Genomic DNA, 18,838 nt, shown 5'->3' with positions numbered 1-18,838 from the left:
CCGGCTAGTCGATCCGCTTCAAGTCGCGGGCGAAGCGCTGCCAGTTGGCGACATATTTTTCCGCCGAGCGCCTGAGCCCCTCTATCGCCTTTTCATCGAGTGTCCGTATCGCGCGGGCAGGCGAGCCGACGATCAGTGAACCGTCGGGAAATGCCTTGCCTTCCGTCACCAGGGCATTGGCACCGACAAGGCAGTTGTTTCCGATCTTCGCGCCGTTCAAGACGGTTGCGCCCATGCCGATCAGTGAATTGTCGCCGATCGTGCAGCCGTGGACGATCGCGTGATGACCGATGGTGCAGCCTTGGCCGATCGTCACCGGAAAGCCCGGATCGGTGTGAAGCATCGCGCCTTCCTGGATATTGGTGTTGCTGCCGACGGTGACCGTCTCGTTGTCGCCGCGAAGCACGGCCCCGAACCAGATGCCGACGCCTTCGCCAAGCTCCGTCTGCCCGATTACATGCGCGTCAGGCGCAATCCAGTAGAGCCCGCTCGGCGGCAATTTCGGCGACAATCCCCCAAGCGTGTAAACGGGCATGGCAATCTCCTCAGGCGACTGTTACGGCAAGCGTCGCGATACCATCAATGCCGCATTCGACGCGATCGCCTTTCTCGACGGCGCCGACACCGGCCGGCGTGCCGGTCATGATGACGTCACCGGGCGCCAGGACGAAGAGCTTGGAGAGCTCAGCGATGATTTCCGGCATCTTCCAGATCATCTGCTTCATGTCGCCGTCCTGAACGCGCTTGCCGTTGTGGTCGAGCCAGATGCGGCCCGCCTCCGGATGGCCGAGGCGGCTTGCAGGTACGATTGCCGAAACCGGTGCCGAGTATTCAAAGGCCTTTGCCACTTCCCAGGGACGGCCGAGCTTCTTTGCCTCGGCCTGCAGATCGCGGCGGGTGAAATCGATGCCGACGCCATAGCCATAGATGCAGTCAAGCGCGCTGCTGAGGGGAATGTTCCCGCCGCCGGATTTCAGCACAATCACGCATTCTGCCTCGTAATGCACATCAGTGGAAAGGGACGGATAGGGGAATGGCTTGCCGGGAGGCAGCAGGTTGTCAGCGTTTTTTTGAAAGAAGAACGGCGGCTCGCGGCTCGGGTCGTGCCCCATCTCGATTGCGTGATCGGCATAGTTGCGCCCGACGCAATAGACGCGGCGTACCGGAAAGACGTCGCTGCTGCCTTCGATGGGAAGTAGAACCGGCTGCGGAAGCGGAATGACGGTAGCGGGGCTTCTTGCTGACATTGAGATGCTCTAGCTGTTATCGAATCCGACGATCTTAAACGGAAAATCGCAAGCGGGGAAAGCGCAACGGTACGATTATCCTTCCGTGCCCGAGACATCGCTGCGGACGATCTGATAATAGGCCGCAAGTTCGGGGATCGCCTGCGGCAGCGTATCGAATACGGGATCGTTCGGCGAAAGCCTGCCCGCATATTTCATTTCGACGAAAGCCTGGTGCGCTGCCAGCGACGCGGCATCTGCGTGATGCAGCACCGTGAAAACCGGCGTGGGGAGCGTCTTGCCTTTGACCATGACACGGTCGAGCTCGGCGACGGTATAGGTGTCTGCCACAAGCTTTGCAGTCTGCTCGCCGAGAAGCAGAGCGACACCATAATTTTTCGAGACTCCCTCCAGGCGCGAGGCGAGATTGACCGCGTCCCCGAGACAGGAATAATCGAAACGCCGGTGCGAGCCCATGTTGCCTACAACGCACTCGCCGGTATTGATGCCGACGCCCATTTTCAGCGCATGCAGCGGCGTTCCGTTTATCCTGGCCTCCTTCTCGAGCTGCCTGTTCAGGCTTGCGATCGCTTCTTGCATCGCGAGCGAGGCCGCAACGGCATGCAGCGCATGATCCGCATCGTCGAGGGGCGCGTTCCAGAAGGCCATGATGCAATCGCCCATATACTTGTCGATCGTCCCGGCGTGATCCATCACGACATCGGAAAGCGGTGTCAGGAGGCGGTTGATGAGGCCGGTGAGCTGCTCCGGATCGTCCTTCAGCGTTTCGGCAATCGTCGTGAAACCGCGCACGTCCGAAAACAGGACCGATAGCGTCCGCCGCTCGCCGCCGAGCTTCAGCTGTGATGGATCCTCGGAAAGCCGTTTGACGAGATCGGGCGATATATATTGCGAGAAGGCGAGAGTGATCTGCTTCTTCTTGCGTCGCTCTTCGGCAAAATCGAATGCCGCCTGGCCGAAGGCGACCGACACATAAGCTACGACCGGCCCCAGCGGCGAGACGAACAGATTGCCGAAGCGGATGCCGGCATAGCTCAGCGCCGCCGCGACACCGATGAAGACAACCGTGGCGGCGGATGTCGGCCAGCCCGTGGATTTCCAGACGGTCGCTGCAGCGAGGATGGCGGCGATCAGAATGGCGAAGGCAACCACTGGAAGGCGCGCCAGCTCGATCGAATAACGGTGCACGATGTTGTCATAGATCGTCGCCTGGATTTCGACGCCGGCGATCAGTCTGCCGGTATGGACCGTGTAAGGCGTGGCAAAGGCATCTGCACCGCCTTTGTCGATTTCCGGCGCATTCTGCAGGCTGAGCCCGACGAGTACCACGCGGTCCTTGAAGAAATCCTTCGGCAGAAAGTTCTCTGGGTCCAGCGCCTGATAATAAGAAACCGTCGGGTAACTTCGTGATGGTCCGAATGACTGAATGAGCGCGTTGGCGGGCAGGCGGCCCGGTGCCGTCCCGGCTGCCTGCGCAAGGGTGATGGCAAAGCCGTCCTGATAGGGCGGGATGGTGCGGAAGACGCCGTCGCCGCCGAGATCGATCGAAGCGATGCCGGTTCTCGCGCCGGCTTCCGTCAGTTGCGGCATCGGCGTGGCGCGGATCAACTGGTCGGCCTGCGGCGTCTGGATCAGCGTTTCGTCGCCGGCAAGCACAATGTCCGGCCCAACGGCCGCAGTTATTGCGGCATCGTCCTCTCGCGAAGACTGTTCGGCCATGATGATATCGAGGCCGATTGTCTTGGCGCCCGCTGCGCGCAGCTGCCGGATCAGCCGGGCATGCAGGCTGCGCGGCCAGGGCCATTGCTCGTTGATCTCCGCAAGCGACGGCTCGTCGATCGCCACGATCACCGGCGCATCAGCAGGCGGCAGCGGATCGTCGACGGTCGAAAGATAATCGAAGCTCCGCAGTTCCAGCAGCGACCAGGCCGGCAGACGCGATAGCAGCGAAATGGCAATCAGCGTCAAAAGCACCAGAACCGCCAGCCGCACCGGTCGGCTGCTGAACGGCCAGCCTGGTTGGCGTATTTTGCGCCCGGTATCTGCGACCGCGATCATCAGAAGCGAATTTCAAGCGTGCCTTTGAACACGCGGCCCCAGCCATTGAATCCTGAGGCGACCTCAAAATCCTCATCAAGCAGATTGTAAGCTGCTGCTTCGAGTGCGAACCGCTTATCAAGTGGCTCCCAGACAAGATTTGCATCGAGCGTCCAGTAATCATCGAGAATCTCGTCGGACTGATCGCCATGGCGTTCGCCGACGTAGTTGGCCGCAAGCGTAGCTTTCACATTGGCTTCGTTCACCCAGGTGAGGGCAATTTGTCCCGAGTGCCTTGGAAGGAATGGCAATTCTTGTCCATAACCGCCGCTCGACGGATCGTTATCTTCGGAATCGCTGAGGGCGTATGTCGCAGCCAAGCCAAACCCATGTCCCAAAGCAACGTTTGCTGTAAACGAAGCACGATCTGCGCGCGCTTTGCGGGTGTCAAAGCTCTCCAGAGCAATGATGTTGTCGATTGAGAGGTCGCGGAGTTCCTGATGCTGGAAGTCTACAGCCGTAAACAACCAATCATTCCATTCAGCATCCCATCGAACAGTGAACGTATCCGCATACCCTGAAAGATCGGTGCCGAATGTGTTAGGCTGCAGGCCGACGATGCCGACCGGGGCAAGGGTCGGCGTGGTCCCGTTCGTGCCTTGTCGCAAGTAACCGGCTCGCAGCCAATGGCCCACCGCCGGCGACCAAGCGACTCCTATACGGGGCTCGAGACGTTGAATGTCTACCTCGTCGCCTTGGTAAAAGGTCCCGAAGAGCCCGTACTGCGCCGTCAAATCGGGCGTTGTCTCGTGAAGGAGATCGATGTATACCTTGCCATAGCGAGTACCGGTGCGTTCCTCGACCTCACCGAGAGGGATACCAGCGAATGAAACGCCCGTGGTCGTTTCTGTGTCGATCCATCCTCCTTCGATCCCATAGCGCCAGGTCAGGTCGTCCATACCGTAGGTGTGATTTATCGCGCCGACGTAATTTTCCTGCTTAGTGAGTATTAGGCTTGAAAACAGACCGGGAATTAGTGGCGGAACGAGAATGTTTTGATCCATCGAAGAATCAACTGATGAATAGAAGAAAGCTGAATTTACGACGTTCCGATATCCGAAAGTATGGCTCAAGCCGACGCCGGCAATGGTAAATTGGTTATCAAGGCCATAGTAGAGGCCTGGCACCAGCGGCAGAAATGCTCTGGACGGAATGTCGAGATCGTATTTTGAATCTGAATGATTGAGGAATGCGACGAAACGATCGTCCGGAGTTATCGATGCCGTCACGTAGCCATTGCCGGCGACAAGCTTCGTATCGGTGTTTAAATCAAGCGCACCGTTATTGTATTCGCGTGTCGTGTCAGAGGTCTTTTCCCACTGGAAATTTGCGAAGAAGCTGATGGGCCGGGGTTCATTGGAAAAGCCCTGGATCTCAGCCTCACCCAACGAGCCCGCACTTTCTTGCGTCAGCGTCGTTCCAGCGCCAATCGAGCCTTCCAGGAAGGGCATGCGCGCAAGATTTGCCGACCGCGAGCGACCCGAAAGCATGTGGGGATCAAACAATAATCCTTGAATGAAGGATGAATAGGATGACGCGTTTGCGGTGTTGGTGACCACGTTCCCGCCATAAAGAAATGAATTGGCGAGCGGGTTTACGCTTCCACGAAAAGTCTGGTCGAAATAGCTGCTGCCCGAAAACGGATCGAAGACCGCATCGCCGTAGTATTGACCCCAGGCGTCCAAACCCTGGAGGCGAAAAGCTGCATTGAGCGTCGAGCCGCCGTTTTGGTTGGCTCCAAGCGAGGCGTAATATCCTCCCCGCGCGCGCGATCGCTTGAGATATTCACGGGCACTCTTCATCGCGCCATCTGAGTCATAGTCGTCTATTGCGACGGCTGCGCGGAATGCTGCGACAGAAGGATCGTTCTTGTCCAGCCGATCGGCATTATCGAGCGCCTGACTGGAGGCTTCGCGGTCGCCATTCTCGTAGTGGCCGGCGGCGAGCATGAGCTGGGCCTGCGAATAGCCGGGGTTGGCAGTCGAGGAGGCGAGCAGGTCATCGACCGCTTTTTCCCTCTCGTTCATCTGCAGATAATAGCGGCCGCGTGCCAAAATGGCGATGTTGAAGGCAGGGTCGGCGGCAAGCGCCAAATCGATCTCGCGCTTGGCCTCTTTCATACGCGACTGGTCGAGATAGAGGATCGCGAGATTTGCATGGCCAACCGGATCGTCTGGATCAAGCTCGATGGACTTCTTGAGCGCGGCTTCCGCTTCGCGCGTCGCACCGCGGGCATCCTGGAGCAGGCCGAGGTCGTTCCAGGCGCTGGACGAGCCCGGCGCGATACTGATCGCATTGTTCAGGTCCATAAGCGCGCCATCGAGATTACCTTCATAATCGGCGCGCATGCGGGCTCGGGCCTGCAACGCATTGGGATCGGTCGGGTCGATCGAGAGCGATCGGTCGATCGCCTCTTTCATCTGGACTCGGTCGTTGATCAGCATCGCGAGCTGGGCGCGCAAGGCGGGCAGGGTGGAATCGTTGGGATATCGCGCTTCCGCCTGCTTCATCGTCGCTATCGCGGCCGGGATGTCCTCAAGGAACCCTGAAGTGTAAGCCTTCATCACGGCAGAATAGGGGCCCGTGACGTTTGCCGGCGGCTTTTCGGCATGACTGGGATCACGCAGGGAACGCGAATAATAGCTGCCATAGGCCGCGATGCTCCGGCGCTGCGGATCGAGCACCCGTTCAGCCCGCGAGAACAATTTTGCTGCCTCGTCATATCGCTTTTCGGCGCCGGCAATCAGGGCGTCGATCAGGTCGGCACGAGCGCGCTGGGCGGCGGAAAGCTTGAACATGCGCGCATTCGCCAGCGATTCCTGCGCCTTCTGCCGGCCGTCGAGTGACAGTTGTACCTCTGAAAGCGTCAGCCAGTCCTCCGCACTTCTTGCCTCAGGTGCCCTGGCTTCGATGCGGCTGCGTTCGCTGCGCATCTTCTGGACCGGAAGCGGCGAGGCGGGCATGAAGGTGAAACCGCCGCGCAGCGTCAGGTAGAACAGCATCTGCTCGCGGTCGTCCGGCGCAACGATGACAAGCTTGCGGGGCGCCTGTCCGATGGTGGCGACGGCCGCTTGGCCCTGCGTGACCTCGACGCTACCGTGCTCGTTCTTCAGCTCGACGCGGCCTTCCAGCACGATCAGCGAGGTTTGGTCTCCCTTGACCGTCAGCGTCCAGTCGGTGCCGCGGATGGCAGCTGCTGCGGCCGGTGTCTGGACGGTCAGGCCCGAGCCGCCGCGCTGGGCGCGGGCCCACATCGTGCCGGACTGGAGGTTGAGGATCGTATCGCCCGCCGGCGCCATCTGCTTGACCTGCAGCGACGAATTCCGGCCGAGGCGTACCTGCGTGCGGTCCGCGAACAGGACCGCGAGTTGGCCGGTGGCATTGGTACGCAGCACGTCGCCGCCCAAAAGCTCCTGGTTAAGGTCGACATTCTGCCAGTTGGACAGGTCGACGAACCGGACTTCCTCGCCGACCCTGCGGTCGATCACGGAGCCTGCAGCCGGTGCCGCGCGGCGTACGGGTTCAGCGGCTGCCGGCCGCCCAAGACAGCACGCCACGCTCAACGCCGTAACGGCGGACATGGAACTGATGAATTTTCCCCTCATGTCTAATGCGTTTGTCTATATGAAGTTGAAAAGTCAAGATGCGCTGCATGCGCGCTATTGCTTTGGCTGTGAAGTGTAATATCACGGAAACACTTTTAGGCTGGAGTTGAGAACGTGACCGATTTTGAAAGTGCGGCTGAGCTTATGAGGAGTGGGCCCTCGACAGAGGATATAGGTGCAGAGTATTTTGATCACATAAAGAAAATTAACGATATATTTTACGACCAGATCAAGATTTCAGATCAGAAAGCTGCCTATATTTTTACTTTCATGCTCGCATTCTTGGTTAGTTCGAGTGAGGTTCGCAGCGTATTTACCTTGGAGCGCTATGTGAACGGGTACCAGCAGAGCATGCTTTTCTCGGGATTGCTTGCCGCGGCCTCGGTCTTTTCAATCATATCGGCCATCCTCGCAGTGCTGCCGCGCCACGTTAACAAGTCGACCTCCCTGTTCTGGGGGTCATGGGGCAAGCACCGCCATCGCTTCTGGGATGCAGCGCAGCGCCGGGACGAGGTCTATCTTTTCAACGAGTATCTGAACAATGCCGATATTCTTTCGGCAATCGCCCGAGGAAAATATCGCTGCGTGACCTTCGCCTTCCGCGGGCTGATGGTGACCGTCATTGCCTATGTGCTCCTGCTCATTGCCGCTTAAGCGGCGGCCCAAGCTGGCCTTGGTCCTATTTCTTCGCTAGAATCCCTCGTCCCGCGTGAGCTATGCTCACCATGCTGCGGTCGAGCGCGGGGCGGTAGCGAAACGAGATCGAGCTTAAAATCACGCAAGGCGGCAGGATGTCTGTGGCAGACGGAAAGGGGCATTATTCCAATGGCCCGGTGTTTTCCGTTGCGCCGATGATCGACTGGACGGACGGTGCGAATTTGTTGATTATTCAACAACTATTTGGCGCTGTTGCCGTGTACCAGATACCAAATTGAGGTCAGTTCAGGCCGGGAATCAGCGCTGGAGAACAACGGATCGAGCGCTTTGCTACTCCCGAGTCTAGCGAAGCAACCACTGTCGAAGTTGCGAGGCCCTATCAAGTCTCATACCGTACGACAGCGGAACTCCCTGAGCCTTTCAGCTGATCGATGGACGCAATGCCCATCAGCGCAAGGCTGATCGAAATCTCCCGCTCGAGGATGGCGATCACCTCGGCGACCCCCGCCTCGCCGGCGGCCGAGAGGCCGTAGGCATATGCCCGGCCAAGCATTACGCCGTCAGCTCCGAGCGCAATCGCCTTGATGACGTCCGCGCCACGAAGAATACCGCCGTCGAGCATCAGGCAGAAGTCGTTTCCGACGGCAGCGCGGATGCCGGGCAGGGCGCGGATCGTGCTCGAGGCCCCGTCGAGCTGACGTCCGCCGTGATTGGAAATCACCACGCCATCACAGCCAAGGTCGCGGGCGGACACAGCATCCTCGGGTGTGAGAACTCCTTTGATCACAAGCTTGCCCGTCCAACGCTCGCGCAACAAGGCAATGTCCTTCCACGACAGCGTCTTGTCGATTCGACGCGAGAGATTGGCCGCCTGCTCCAGCGCGCCGCGGCCGAATTCTGGCCGGTGCTCGATTGCCCTGACCGACGGCATACCGGTGAGGGCGATGTCGGCTAGCCATCGGGGCCGCATCAGCAGACGGGCAAGAAGCGCCGGTGTGACGCGAGTGAGAGAACGAAAGCCGTTGCGCACGTCACGCTCGCGGATGCCGGTTATGGCGGTATCGACCGTGACGAATAGAGTATCGACGCCAGCCTTCTCCGCCGAGTCGAGAAATTCCTCACACAGCGAGCGGTCATTAAGAACGTAGAGCTGGAAATGGAGCGGCCCGTCCGTCTTTGCGCGCAGATCGGCCAGCGAGGCGATGGAAAAGGTCGACAAACAAAAGGGAATGGCGGCGGCATGCGCTGCTCGAGCGGCCTTGATCTCGCCCTTGCCGGAATAGAGACCGAGGAATCCGACTGGACCGAGCATGAAGGGCAGGGGATGGCGGCGCCCGAGATAGGTCGTCGAGAGGTCCTGCGGCCGCGGTTCGACCAGGACGTTCTGGCGCAGGGCAATGCGGGAAAAGTCCGATCGGTTCGCCCGCATCGTTTCCTCCTCGAAGGATCCGCCATCGATATAGTCGAAGAAGATCTTCGGCAGCTTCCGCCGGGCGACATCGCGGAAGTCGTGGATGTTGACCGGGTTCATGTCAGTCTCTGTCGGGATCGATCAGGTCGAGGAAGCTGGAAATGTCATCTTTCCCTGCCACCGGCTCACTGCCGGCCGCGACCGCGATGGAAAAGCCGATCAGCGAGGAAACCGGGTTGTGGCTCGCAGCGCCGGCACGCAGGTTCATCACCAGCGTCGGGCAGAGGAAGAGACCGAGCCGGATAACCCGGCGCCAGTCGGCCGGAAGCATGCCCCGCGCCTTCAGTTCGGCAAGCAGCGGACGCCACAAGGCTTCAGCTTTCACGTCTAGCAGCGCGCGCCGGACGGGGCTCAGCTCGAAATCGGTCGTCACCCGCAGCAGATCGCCGTCAAGTACCACGCTCGCCTCGTATTGTTCGGTCGCCATGGCCGGATCGTAGAGCCATAGTGGATGGGCGAGGATATTATGGAAGGTGGTCTTCACCTCGGCAAGCAGCGTCGGAATGTTCTCGCCGGCAAATGCGGGGTCGAAGAACGACAAGCTGGCCTCGCCATCGCGGTCCTCGTACCAGACATTCGCGTTGTGGGCGTCGCCATGTGCCGTCACCCCACCCGCATCTGCGAGCCGCAACGGGCTCAGTCTCTCGTGCGCGGCGTCGAAAAGAGTGCCGATGCTGTCCCGGTATTCAATGCCATTGACAAGAAAACGGCAGCGTGAAAACGCCTCCCAATTCAGCATGAGGCCGGGCAAGGAAAAGTCCTTGCCGACGTAGAAGCTCGCCATGCGCCCGCCCGGATAGGCGCCGGTCGGAGGGTCAATGAGGCGTTCATAGAACAGCCGGTGGATCGGCTCGGCCGCAACCTCCCCGGCGCTCACCGGATGCAACGTGTCGAGATAGACTTTCAGCACGGCTTCGCTCAGCCTGCGTTCGGCTTCGACAGCCCTTTTTCGCGCTGCAGGGTCGTCCTTCAAGTCCAGCGCCCGCAGCACATCGGAAAAGCGCGGGTCGGTCCGCCTGTGATAGACGAGGATCTGTTCGCCCGGAAGCACCGACATCAGCAGCGGCTGGTCCACGGGCAGGCCGGCGCGGGCCAGGATGTCGGCGCGGTAATATTCACCGCTCATGGCCTCTTCGCCCTCTTCCTGGTGGAACTTGAAGAAGAAGGCTCCATCGGCGGTTTCGAAGAAGCCGTTAAGCGAATTGAGGCTGTACTGGTCGTGATTGATCACAACATTCCTCGCCTCAATCCTGAAAAGGTCGCGCAGAAGCTCGGCCAGCAATTGTTCCGCCTTGCCGTCCCCGGTTTTGGCGATCTTCCTGATTTCGGCAGTGCGGCTCGTGGGCTGGCTCATGGCGTTCTTTCCGGATGGGGCTTCTGGTCAAAAGGACCCGCGGTCACTTGCTGCCGTGCAGATAGCGGCTGCCGAGCGAATAGCGGCTGCCGACATAGGTCAGCGTGTTGACGGTGGCGATGACCGGGCCGGACCAGGTCTTGCGGTGGAGGACAAGGCAACACTCGTTGGGACGGATATGCAGCAGGCGCGCCTGGTCCGCGCTGGCCGGCAGGGCACTGATGAGGTGTTCCACTTCGGTCAGCGGGGTGGCGTTCTGCAGATAGTCGTAGGTCGCGATGGCGCTGAAATCCTGCTCGACATAGCCGGAAACGAGGGCGGGATTGACAAAGCGTTCCTCAAGCTGGACCGGCAGGTCGTTCTCGAAATGGATGACGACCGAGTGGTCGACGGGCTTCACCGTCTCGAACTCGAAGGCAAGCAGTAGCTCTGGCTCCGGTCGTTTGATACGTTCGAGGACGACCACCTCGGCCCGGTGCCGGCTGCCGCGCGCCTTGATCTCGGTGATAATGTTGCTGATCTCGATCAACGTCGATTGCGGCTTCGGTGGCGCGACAAAGGTTCCGACGCCTTGGATGCGGCGAAGATGCCCCTCTGAGGTGAGTTCGCGCAGCGCCCGGTGAACGGTCATGCGGGAGACGCCAAGCGTCGAGACGAGTTCGTTCTCCGACGGAAGGCGAGCGTTGCGCCCCCATTTTCCGCTACCAATATTGCCGAGGACGAAATCCTTCACCTTCTCGTAGAGGGGTGACGCGGAATCGGAAAGAGTGTTCATGGGGCCAGGTCTCCAGCGCCGCCTGACAGGCCGGCATTCAGATGACATGACGGGCCGGACTAGCCCGTCACCTCGATGATCGTCTTCAGCGCCTTGCTCTCGCCTCTCAACAGCCGTTCATAGGCTGCGGGAACCTCGTCGAGCGCCGGCACCACTTCGATGAACCGCTGCAGCGCGGGCGCGAGATCGACAAGCAGCCCAATGGCCTCGGGCAGTTCGTCGGCAAAGGCATGGCAACCGACCAGCGATATCTCCCGCTCGACCAGAAGGTTCGGGTCGAAGTCGAGCTTGCCGTGGCTGATCCCGACGAGCGCCAGCGCTCCGCCGCCCGACAGGATGTCGAGCGCCTGGACAATCGCCTGGATGCTGCCTGTGGCATCCAGCGCATGGCGCAGCCGTCCGCGGGAAAGTACGGCTTCGATCGCCGCCTTGTCGAGAGCAACAAACGTGCCGCCGGTTACGTCGGCAACGAGGGCGGCCCTCTCGGCGTTCAGATCGGCCAGTAGCAGCGGGCCGTCATGCAGCCGGGAGAGAAGAAGGGCGCTCAACCCGCCGATCGTGCCGCAGCCGACGACGAGAACCGGTTCGCCGTCGGGGGCGGCGAGGCGACGTACGGCATGCAAGGCCACGGCCAGCGGTTCGGCCATGGCGGCGACATGCGGCGAAAGCTGCGGATCGTGACGGACGACCAGGCGCGCCGGCAGTTGCACCGCCTCGGCAAAGCCGCCGTCGCAAACCTCGCCGACGAAACCGAGCGTCTCGCAGACATTGCTGCGGCCGCTCTTGCAGGCCGGGCAGGTGCCGCACCACATGCGTGAGTCCGCCGACACGACATCGCCGAGTACAAGATGGCCAACGCCTTCTCCGACCGCGGTCACGCGACCGCAGAATTCATGGCCTGCCGTCGAGGGTCGGCGCGAGATCCACTGGCCGGTACGGTAGTTGTGAAGGTCGGAGCCACAGATACCGGCGGCCCTGACCTCGATATTGACGAAGCCCGACGCCGGAGCCGATGGCTGAGGCATCTCTTCCACTCGCAAGTCCCGGGCGTCGTAGAGCCGCACGGCCTTCATGGTTAGGCACCTTTCTTCAGGTAAGCATCGCGTACCGGTGAGACGGCAAGCGCATGCGAGGAGAAACCCTCGTAGATGGCCAGATTATGGGAATGCCTTGCGAATTCCGGGTAGGCGGGTGCCGTGACATAACCGATCGAGCTGCGCTTGACGAAATCAGTGACAGAGAGCGGACCGAACGTGCGCGCCCAACGGCTGGTCGGCAGCACCGCGTTCGGGCCGAGCGAGAAATTGGCGATGCTGACCGGTGTATGGGTGCCCATCAGGATTTCGGACGCCTCGGTGATGTGGCCGAGATGGATAAAGGGCTCTTCCGACAACAGCTCAAGATGCTCCGGCGCGTAGGCGTTGACGAACGCATAGCTTTCCTCGAGTGAGGAGGTGAGCACCACGCCGCCCGTCTTGCCGGTGAGCACGGCCTTGGAGAAGGCGACCCGCTGCTCGGTCATTTTCGCCCAGTGTTCGGGAAGGGCTGCGAGCGCCTCTTCGGCGACGCGGCGGCTGTGGGTAACGAGATAGGCCGACGAATCCGGGCCATGTTCTGCCTCGATCAGCAGGTCGAGCGCAGCAAGTCCACCATGGACGGTGTCATCGGCAAGGACCATCACCTCGGACGGACCGGCGGGAAGACCGGTGTCGATGACGCCCGCCAGCGAGCGCTTGGCGGCGACCACCCACGGGCTGCCGGGGCCAACAATCTTCAGCGCTGGTTTGACGGTTTCGGTGCCGTAGGCAACCGCCGCCACGGCTTGCGCGCCTCCCACCTTGTAGACGGTTTCGACGCCGGCAAGCCGCGCGGCAACGAGGGTTGCGGCATCGACCGAACCGTCAGGTGCTGGTGGCGTGACGATCGCCAGGTTCGGGACGCCCGCGACCACGGCCGGAACTGAGGTCATCATCGTCACCGACGGGAAGGATCCCTTGCCGCGCGGCACGTAGAGCGCAACCGACCGGATGGGCGTGAAGCGGTCGCCGGCAAAGGCGCCGGGGCGGATTTCCTTCAGCCACATGGCTTCCGGGCGCTGCTCCTCGTGGAACGTGCGGATATTGTCGATGCCAAACTGGATGGACTCGATGACGCTCGCGTCGACCGACTTGAAGGCCGCGTCGAACTCCGCCTCGCTGACCTTGAGATTGGCTTCCGTGACATTGGCCTTGTCGAGTTCTCGGCCAAAGCGCGCGAGCGCCTTGTCACCCTCGATACGCACGGCTTCCAGTATCGGCGTGACCTTCTCGATGAAGCTCGATATGTCGGTTTCCGAGCGGCGCAGCAGCGCGGCCTTTTCCTCGGCGTTCAGCTTGGAATATTCATAGAAAGACACTGATGTCATCGTCTTGTCCTTGATGTCTGGCCCGTGCAGGGCAGAAGGGTCATTTCGATTTGAGGAAGATGTCGAGACCGACCAGTCGGTCGAGCAGTGCGATCGCAAGTCCGGCGCAGGCGATGAACACCACGGAGATTGCGGCCAAATCTGGTGTGATGATCGAGCGGATGGAATTGTAGATCTGCACCGGCAGCGTCACGCTTCGGGCATCGACCAGCAGCAGGCTCACCAGGAACTCGTTGAGCGCGAGGATGAACATCAACAGCGATCCGGTGATCACGCCCGGCAGCACCGCCGGAAGGGTGATGTACAGGAAACGCTGCAGGGGCGGGGCTCCACAATTGGCCGCAGCCAGTTCGAGATCGGGCGACAGGTTGCTAGCGCTCGCCGTCACGGCCCAGATCATGAAGGGCAGATTGATCACACAGCAGGCGATGCCCACGGGCCACAGTTTGCCGAGGACGTTCATCTGGCCGAAGACAAGCATCATCCCGATGCCGGAACCGATCAGCGGAATGGTAAAGGGCAGCAGCAGGTAGATCTGGATGGAGCGCGCAAACCGCACCCGATACTTGGCGAGTGCGATGCCGGCGAGCGTGCCGGCGGGAATGGCAATCACCGTGCAGATCGTGGCGACGATCAGCGAGCGCAGGAAGGCTTGGCGGAGATCACTCGCCTGCGCGATTGCGCCATACCATTTGAGCGACAGACCGTCAGGCGGGAAAGTGATGATGTTTCCGGCCGTGAAGGAGGCCCCGAGCACCACAATGGTGGGCGCTGAGAGCATAACGAGGGCAGTTGCGACGAAAGCCCAGATGACGATGGACTTGCTTCGGCTGTCGATCATTTGCGGTCTCCTCCCATGGCAAGCGTGCCCGCGCCGAAGAGCATGAAAACGACGCCGACGAGGATGGAGCCGACGGCGACAAGCATGAGCGAAAGCGTCGCGCCGAGACCCTGGTCGGAGGTGCGGAAGAACTGGTCGTAGATCGCATTGGCGATAAAATCCTGGGTGCCGCCGCCGAGGATGGCGGGAATGGCAAAATCGGTGAGCGAGAGCGTGACGACCACGAGACCCGCACCGACGAGTCCTGGCCGCGAAAGCGGCAGGACGATATGGCGGAAGGTTCGGACCCAGCCGGCACCGAGGGAGGCGGCTGCGGATTCCAACTCGGTCGGGATCGCCGTGAGCGCCGGAGCCAGCATCAACACGGCGAAAGGCAGCATGTATTGGACAAGGCCGAACAGAACCGCCGGATAGTTGTAAAGCAGCCGCATAGGCGACACGCCGACAAGACCGAGCGCCTCGTTGACCATGCCCTGGTTTCCGAGAATGATGAGCCAGCCATAGGCCCGCACCACCTGTCCGATGAAGAATGGCAGGAAGAGCGCCACGAGCAGGAACTTGCGGAGCGCCGATGAAGGCGTACGCACCATCAGATAGGCGTATGGAAAGGCGAACAGCAGCGTGACTACGGTCACGATCACAGAGCCAATCAGACTTCGTCCGGCCACTGTGGCGAAGAAGCTCTCCGACAGCACGCGCTGGTAGTTGGCAAGCGTATAGCTTTCCGACATCAGGAAGGTAGTGGTGTCGAGCGTCCGGAGGCTGGCGTCGCCGATCTGAAAAAGGCCGAGCACAAGCAGTCCGACAAGCAGCAGCGCCGGCGCCAGCATGAGATAGGGCAGGCCTCGCTGGAAACTCGACGGCCAGACCATCGCCGCAAGGCGTTCGAGCACATCCATGACGCGCCATGTCAGGGGATATGCGGCGGGGGAGGCGCGCATGTTACCAATCCTGTTTCACGAAAGGAGGTTGCCCGCCGCCAGAGAGGACGCGGCGGGCGCACAGGGCCTCAGCCCTGCATGATTTCCTTGAACTTGGCGAACCACTGGCTCTCGTTTTCGACCTGCACCTTGGACGAGATCCGGATCAGGTGTTTGAAGTCCTCTTCCTTGGTCGGATAGGACGGATCGCCTACGAGATCAGCCGGCGGTGTCAGGCCGGGGACGACGCCTGGGAGGCCGAGACCGTCCAGCCAGATTTGCTGGGCTTCCTTGGTCAGGGCGTGGTTGATGTACTGCTTGGCCCAGTAAAGCTCGTTTTCCGGCAAGCCCTTCGGGATCCAAAGGCCGTCGGTGTCGAACTTGGCCCCTTCCTCCGGCACGACCCAGGCGATCTCGATGCCGTTCTTCTTGGCTTCGCGCGCATTGGTCGAAATGGTGCATGCGGCGTCGATCTCGCCCTTCTGGAACCAGGTAGTAAAGTCAGGGTCTTCGCCGAGCAGCGGCTGCTGTTCCTTGATCTTGGAAATAAAGTCCCAGGCCGGCTGCATGTTGCCGGGAATATCCTCCAGCTTGCCGCCACCGGCGACCTGGGCCGGAAAATGGAAGCCAATGCCGTCGTTGTATAGAGCGATGCGGCCCTTAAGTTTGGGGTCGAGCAGATCCTTCCAGGACTTCGGCGCACCATCAGGGAAGGCCGACGGGCGATAGGCGAGCACGTAGACATAACCGTAGGTGTTGACGATCGGATAGCCGTCGAGCCCCACGGGCTTGGCAAGGTCGGTGGTGTTCTTGATGTTCGACAGATCCGACAGGTCCTCAGTCACGCCGCGCAGCGCCGACTTGGTGGCGTTGGTCGTCGTATCCCAGTTGATGTGGATCGGCGGGACACGCTTCTGTGCGACGGCAGCCCACACCTTGGGCTGGATCTCGTTGTCCTCGGTCAGGTCGTGGCGAACGGCAATGCCAGTCATCTTGGTGAAGCTGTCGGACACGCCGGCCTTCAGAGCATCGACCCAGCTGCCGCCCCAGGCGCGAACGATGATTTCGGCCGGCTTTTCCGGCTCTTGGGCAAAGGCGCGGCTCGCGCCAAGCGTCGAGAGGCCGGCCGAGGCGCCGGCTGCGGCCATGGACGCAAGCAGTGTTCGGCGGCGAATTTGCGCGGACAGGAACTTTTCATGCGACATTATACATTCTCCTCTGGCTGGACCTTCTCGGGGTCATTTTTGAAAAACATTCATATCCCTTGCGTTCCAGCCGAGACGAACGTCTTCGCCCGGACCGAACTGCAAGTGGGATTCTGGGTCGTGGTCGAAGACACGCATCAGAACGCCGGCCAGCCCCGGAACCCGAATTTCGTAGACCAGGCGCTCGCCTTCAAAGATGCAGTCGACCACCTTGCCGTCAACCACTGCTTCGAGATCGCCGAGGCTTCCGTCCTTCGGGGCGATGCGGATCTGCTCGGCGCGGACCGCAGCGGCACAGGGCGCACCGGCGGCAAGCGCAGCATCGGTGACGACACCGGAAAAGCGCAGGCCATTCGCCTCAAACACGACGCCCGCAGAGGTCAAATCGACGACCTCGCCCTCGATGAAATTGGTAACACCAATGAAGTTGGCGACGAAGGCATTGGACGGAGCGCGATAAGCGTCGACTGGACGAGCCTTCTGCTGAATTTCGCCACCGCTCATGACGATGATCTCGTCGGAGACCACCAGCGCCTCGCGCTGGTCATGGGTGACGTTGATCGTCGTCACCCCGAGTTCCTTCTGGATGCGGCGGAATTCGAGCTGCATTTCCTCACGAAGCTTCCGATCGAGCGCGGCGAGCGGTTCGTCAAGCAGGAGCAGGTCCGGTTCGAACACCAGGGCGCGAGCGATGGCGACACGCTGCTGCTGGCCGCCGGACAACTCATTGATGCGCCGGCCGCCATAGCCGCCGAGCCGCACGAGATCGAGATAGCGCTCGACTTTCTCCGGGATCGTGCGGGCATCATGGCGGCGCATCTTAAGCGGAAAGGCGACGTTTTCAGCCGCCGTCATGTGCGGGAAGAGCGCGAGCTTTTGAAACACCATGCCGATCGCGCGCCTGTGCGGCGGCACGGCACTGACCGGCTGGCCGTTGATGAAGATTTCGCCGCTGGTCGGGCGATCGAAGCCGGCAATCATACGCAGGAGGGTCGTCTTGCCGGAACCTGACGGGCCGAGAATGGTCAGGAACTTGCCCTTCGGCAGGTCGAAGAAGGCATTCTTGACGGCATGGACATTGCCGAAAACCATGCTGACATCTTTGACGGAAACAGCAATCTGACCAGTCATTCCGGCCGGACGGAGGCCGGCAGCAACAACGCCCATGAGATTCCCCTGTGTTGCCCGGCTTGACGAACGGTGCCGTCCCGAAGCTTCATTCTGCCGTCGCGACGGCAGCCAACCGATCGAGTTTCACGTTAACTTGTCTATACATATTTGTACAAGTACCGTCAATCAAACTTGCGTATTTTTTTTGCCGCAATGTCGTCTGGCTAAGTTTTGTGCAGTTGCGAAAAGTCTCGCGCATCTCGATCGAGATTTTGTCGCACGCGAGCAAAAAGGCAAGCGCCTGAGGGGGCGGCGGTGTTTGCCGCCATTCTACTAACCACTCGGGCGAAGCTGGCCGAGATCTCAGATTGAAGCGAGAAAGCCGCCGTCGACTGGAATGCACTGCCCGGTGACGTATGCCGCAGCATCGCTGCAGAGAAAGACCGCGACCCCGCCGATGTCGCTTTCCTTGCCGAAACGGCGCTGCGGGATCTTGTCCAGCATACGCAACTGCCAGTCCTCGTTCTCGTAGAAGACCTCGGTCATGGCCGTGCGAAAATAGCCGGGCGCAATGGCGTTGACCCGGATGTTGTGCACTGCCCATTCGGTGGCCAGCGCCCGCGTCACGCCGAGAAGTCCGGACTTCGAGGCGCCGTAAGGCACAGCGGTCGGAACGCCGACATAGGAGGTCAGCGAGCAGAGATTGACGATAGCGCCGCCGCCTGCTTCGGCCATGATCCGGCCGGCCGCCTGAGAGCAGAAGAAAGCCCCCTTCAGATTGGTCGACAGGATCGATTCCCAGAGCGCCTCATCCACATCGAAGGAGGGCCGGACATTTTCGAATCCCGCATTGTTGACCAGGATGTCGAGGCCGCCCAGCGCCTCGGACGCCGCTCTCGTGACGTGTCCGCAGGACTCGACGTCGCGTACGTCCTGGGCGATCGTCACCGAGCGCCTGCCGGCGCCCTCGACCAGCGCCCGGGTTTCGGCTAGTCCCTCGACCGCCCGCGCTGTGACCGCCACATCCGCACCGGCCTCAGCCAGGGCAACCGCGATCGCCTGCCCTATGCCGCGGCTTGCGCCGGTGACGAGAGCGCGGCGGCCGGAAAGATCAAAACTCGCACGGGTCATAGCGGCTCCCTTCTTGTTCTC

General features: G+C 60.9%; 16 protein-coding genes. 2 read left to right on the top strand and 14 right to left on the bottom strand.

Annotated elements, in window-relative coordinates:
* Nucleotides 1-4: 4 nt before the first annotated feature.
* From AM571_RS11650 to AM571_RS11635, 4 genes are all read right to left on the bottom strand, one after another.
* Nucleotides 5-535, bottom strand: coding sequence for a gamma carbonic anhydrase family protein (locus AM571_RS11650; protein ID WP_074061535.1), 531 nt, complete (start codon nucleotides 533-535; stop codon nucleotides 5-7).
* A 10-nt stretch (nucleotides 536-545) separates the two neighbouring features.
* Nucleotides 546-1,247, bottom strand: a complete 702-nt coding sequence (locus tag AM571_RS11645; RefSeq protein ID WP_074061534.1) for a fumarylacetoacetate hydrolase family protein — start codon at nucleotides 1,245-1,247, stop codon at nucleotides 546-548.
* A 75-nt stretch (nucleotides 1,248-1,322) separates the two neighbouring features.
* Nucleotides 1,323-3,305, bottom strand: a complete 1,983-nt coding sequence (locus tag AM571_RS11640) for an adenylate/guanylate cyclase domain-containing protein (protein ID WP_074061533.1) — start codon at nucleotides 3,303-3,305, stop codon at nucleotides 1,323-1,325.
* A complete protein-coding gene (locus tag AM571_RS11635) occupies nucleotides 3,305-6,949 on the bottom strand; it encodes a FecR domain-containing protein (RefSeq protein WP_074061532.1) in 3,645 nt (1,214 codons plus the stop codon). The genes AM571_RS11640 and AM571_RS11635 overlap by 1 nt, the downstream gene beginning before the upstream one ends.
* Nucleotides 6,950-7,063: 114 nt before the next feature.
* Here AM571_RS11635 and AM571_RS11630 point away from each other — a divergent pair, with 114 nt between their 5' ends.
* Together AM571_RS11630 and AM571_RS36195 are read left to right on the top strand one after the other, a co-directional pair.
* Nucleotides 7,064-7,603: a Pycsar system effector family protein gene (locus AM571_RS11630; protein ID WP_074061531.1), complete on the top strand. Its 540-nt coding sequence runs from the start codon at nucleotides 7,064-7,066 to the stop codon at nucleotides 7,601-7,603.
* Between the two features lie 137 nt (nucleotides 7,604-7,740).
* Entirely contained in the window at nucleotides 7,741-7,884 is a 144-nt protein-coding gene (locus AM571_RS36195; protein ID WP_155774432.1) for a hypothetical protein, read from the top strand.
* Between the two features lie 101 nt (nucleotides 7,885-7,985).
* On the opposite strand, the gene AM571_RS11625 is transcribed toward AM571_RS36195, so the two are convergent.
* From AM571_RS11625 to AM571_RS11580, 10 genes are all read right to left on the bottom strand, one after another.
* Nucleotides 7,986-9,137 (bottom strand): alpha-hydroxy acid oxidase, encoded by a 1,152-nt coding sequence (locus AM571_RS11625; protein WP_074061530.1) that lies wholly within the window; start codon nucleotides 9,135-9,137, stop codon nucleotides 7,986-7,988.
* Between the two features lies 1 nt (nucleotide 9,138).
* The gene (locus tag AM571_RS11620) at nucleotides 9,139-10,359 is read right to left on the bottom strand and encodes a hypothetical protein (protein WP_196776331.1); all 1,221 of its coding nucleotides are present in this window, start codon (nucleotides 10,357-10,359) and stop codon (nucleotides 9,139-9,141) included.
* A gap of 115 nt (nucleotides 10,360-10,474) precedes the next feature.
* Nucleotides 10,475-11,206 (bottom strand): histidine utilization repressor, encoded by a 732-nt coding sequence (gene hutC / locus AM571_RS11615; protein WP_074061528.1) that lies wholly within the window; start codon nucleotides 11,204-11,206, stop codon nucleotides 10,475-10,477.
* 59 nt (nucleotides 11,207-11,265) lie between these two features.
* Nucleotides 11,266-12,279 carry a zinc-dependent alcohol dehydrogenase gene (locus AM571_RS11610; RefSeq protein ID WP_074061527.1) on the bottom strand — a complete coding sequence of 338 codons (1,014 nt, stop codon included), beginning with the start codon at nucleotides 12,277-12,279 and terminating at the stop codon, nucleotides 11,266-11,268.
* Between the two features lie 2 nt (nucleotides 12,280-12,281).
* On the bottom strand, nucleotides 12,282-13,610 hold the full coding sequence (gene hisD / locus AM571_RS11605; protein ID WP_074061526.1) for a histidinol dehydrogenase: 1,329 nt from the start codon (nucleotides 13,608-13,610) through the stop codon (nucleotides 12,282-12,284).
* 40 nt (nucleotides 13,611-13,650) lie between these two features.
* Nucleotides 13,651-14,451: an ABC transporter permease gene (locus AM571_RS11600; protein ID WP_074061525.1), complete on the bottom strand. Its 801-nt coding sequence runs from the start codon at nucleotides 14,449-14,451 to the stop codon at nucleotides 13,651-13,653.
* Entirely contained in the window at nucleotides 14,448-15,392 is a 945-nt protein-coding gene (locus tag AM571_RS11595) for an ABC transporter permease (protein ID WP_074061524.1), read from the bottom strand. The genes AM571_RS11600 and AM571_RS11595 overlap by 4 nt, the downstream gene beginning before the upstream one ends.
* 68 nt (nucleotides 15,393-15,460) lie before the next feature.
* Nucleotides 15,461-16,576 carry an ABC transporter substrate-binding protein gene (locus tag AM571_RS11590; RefSeq protein ID WP_074061523.1) on the bottom strand — a complete coding sequence of 372 codons (1,116 nt, stop codon included), beginning with the start codon at nucleotides 16,574-16,576 and terminating at the stop codon, nucleotides 15,461-15,463.
* A gap of 33 nt (nucleotides 16,577-16,609) precedes the next feature.
* Nucleotides 16,610-17,743, bottom strand: a complete 1,134-nt coding sequence (locus tag AM571_RS11585; protein WP_074061522.1) for an ABC transporter ATP-binding protein — start codon at nucleotides 17,741-17,743, stop codon at nucleotides 16,610-16,612.
* 306 nt (nucleotides 17,744-18,049) lie between these two features.
* Nucleotides 18,050-18,817: an SDR family NAD(P)-dependent oxidoreductase gene (locus AM571_RS11580; protein WP_074061521.1), complete on the bottom strand. Its 768-nt coding sequence runs from the start codon at nucleotides 18,815-18,817 to the stop codon at nucleotides 18,050-18,052.
* Nucleotides 18,818-18,838: the final 21 nt, after the last annotated feature.

This window comes from Rhizobium etli 8C-3 (assembly GCF_001908375.1).
GTDB classification, from domain to species: Bacteria; Pseudomonadota; Alphaproteobacteria; order Rhizobiales; family Rhizobiaceae; genus Rhizobium; species Rhizobium etli_B.
The sequence above is the reverse complement of the archived record's forward strand: the minus strand, read 5'-3'. Positions and strand labels throughout refer to the sequence as shown.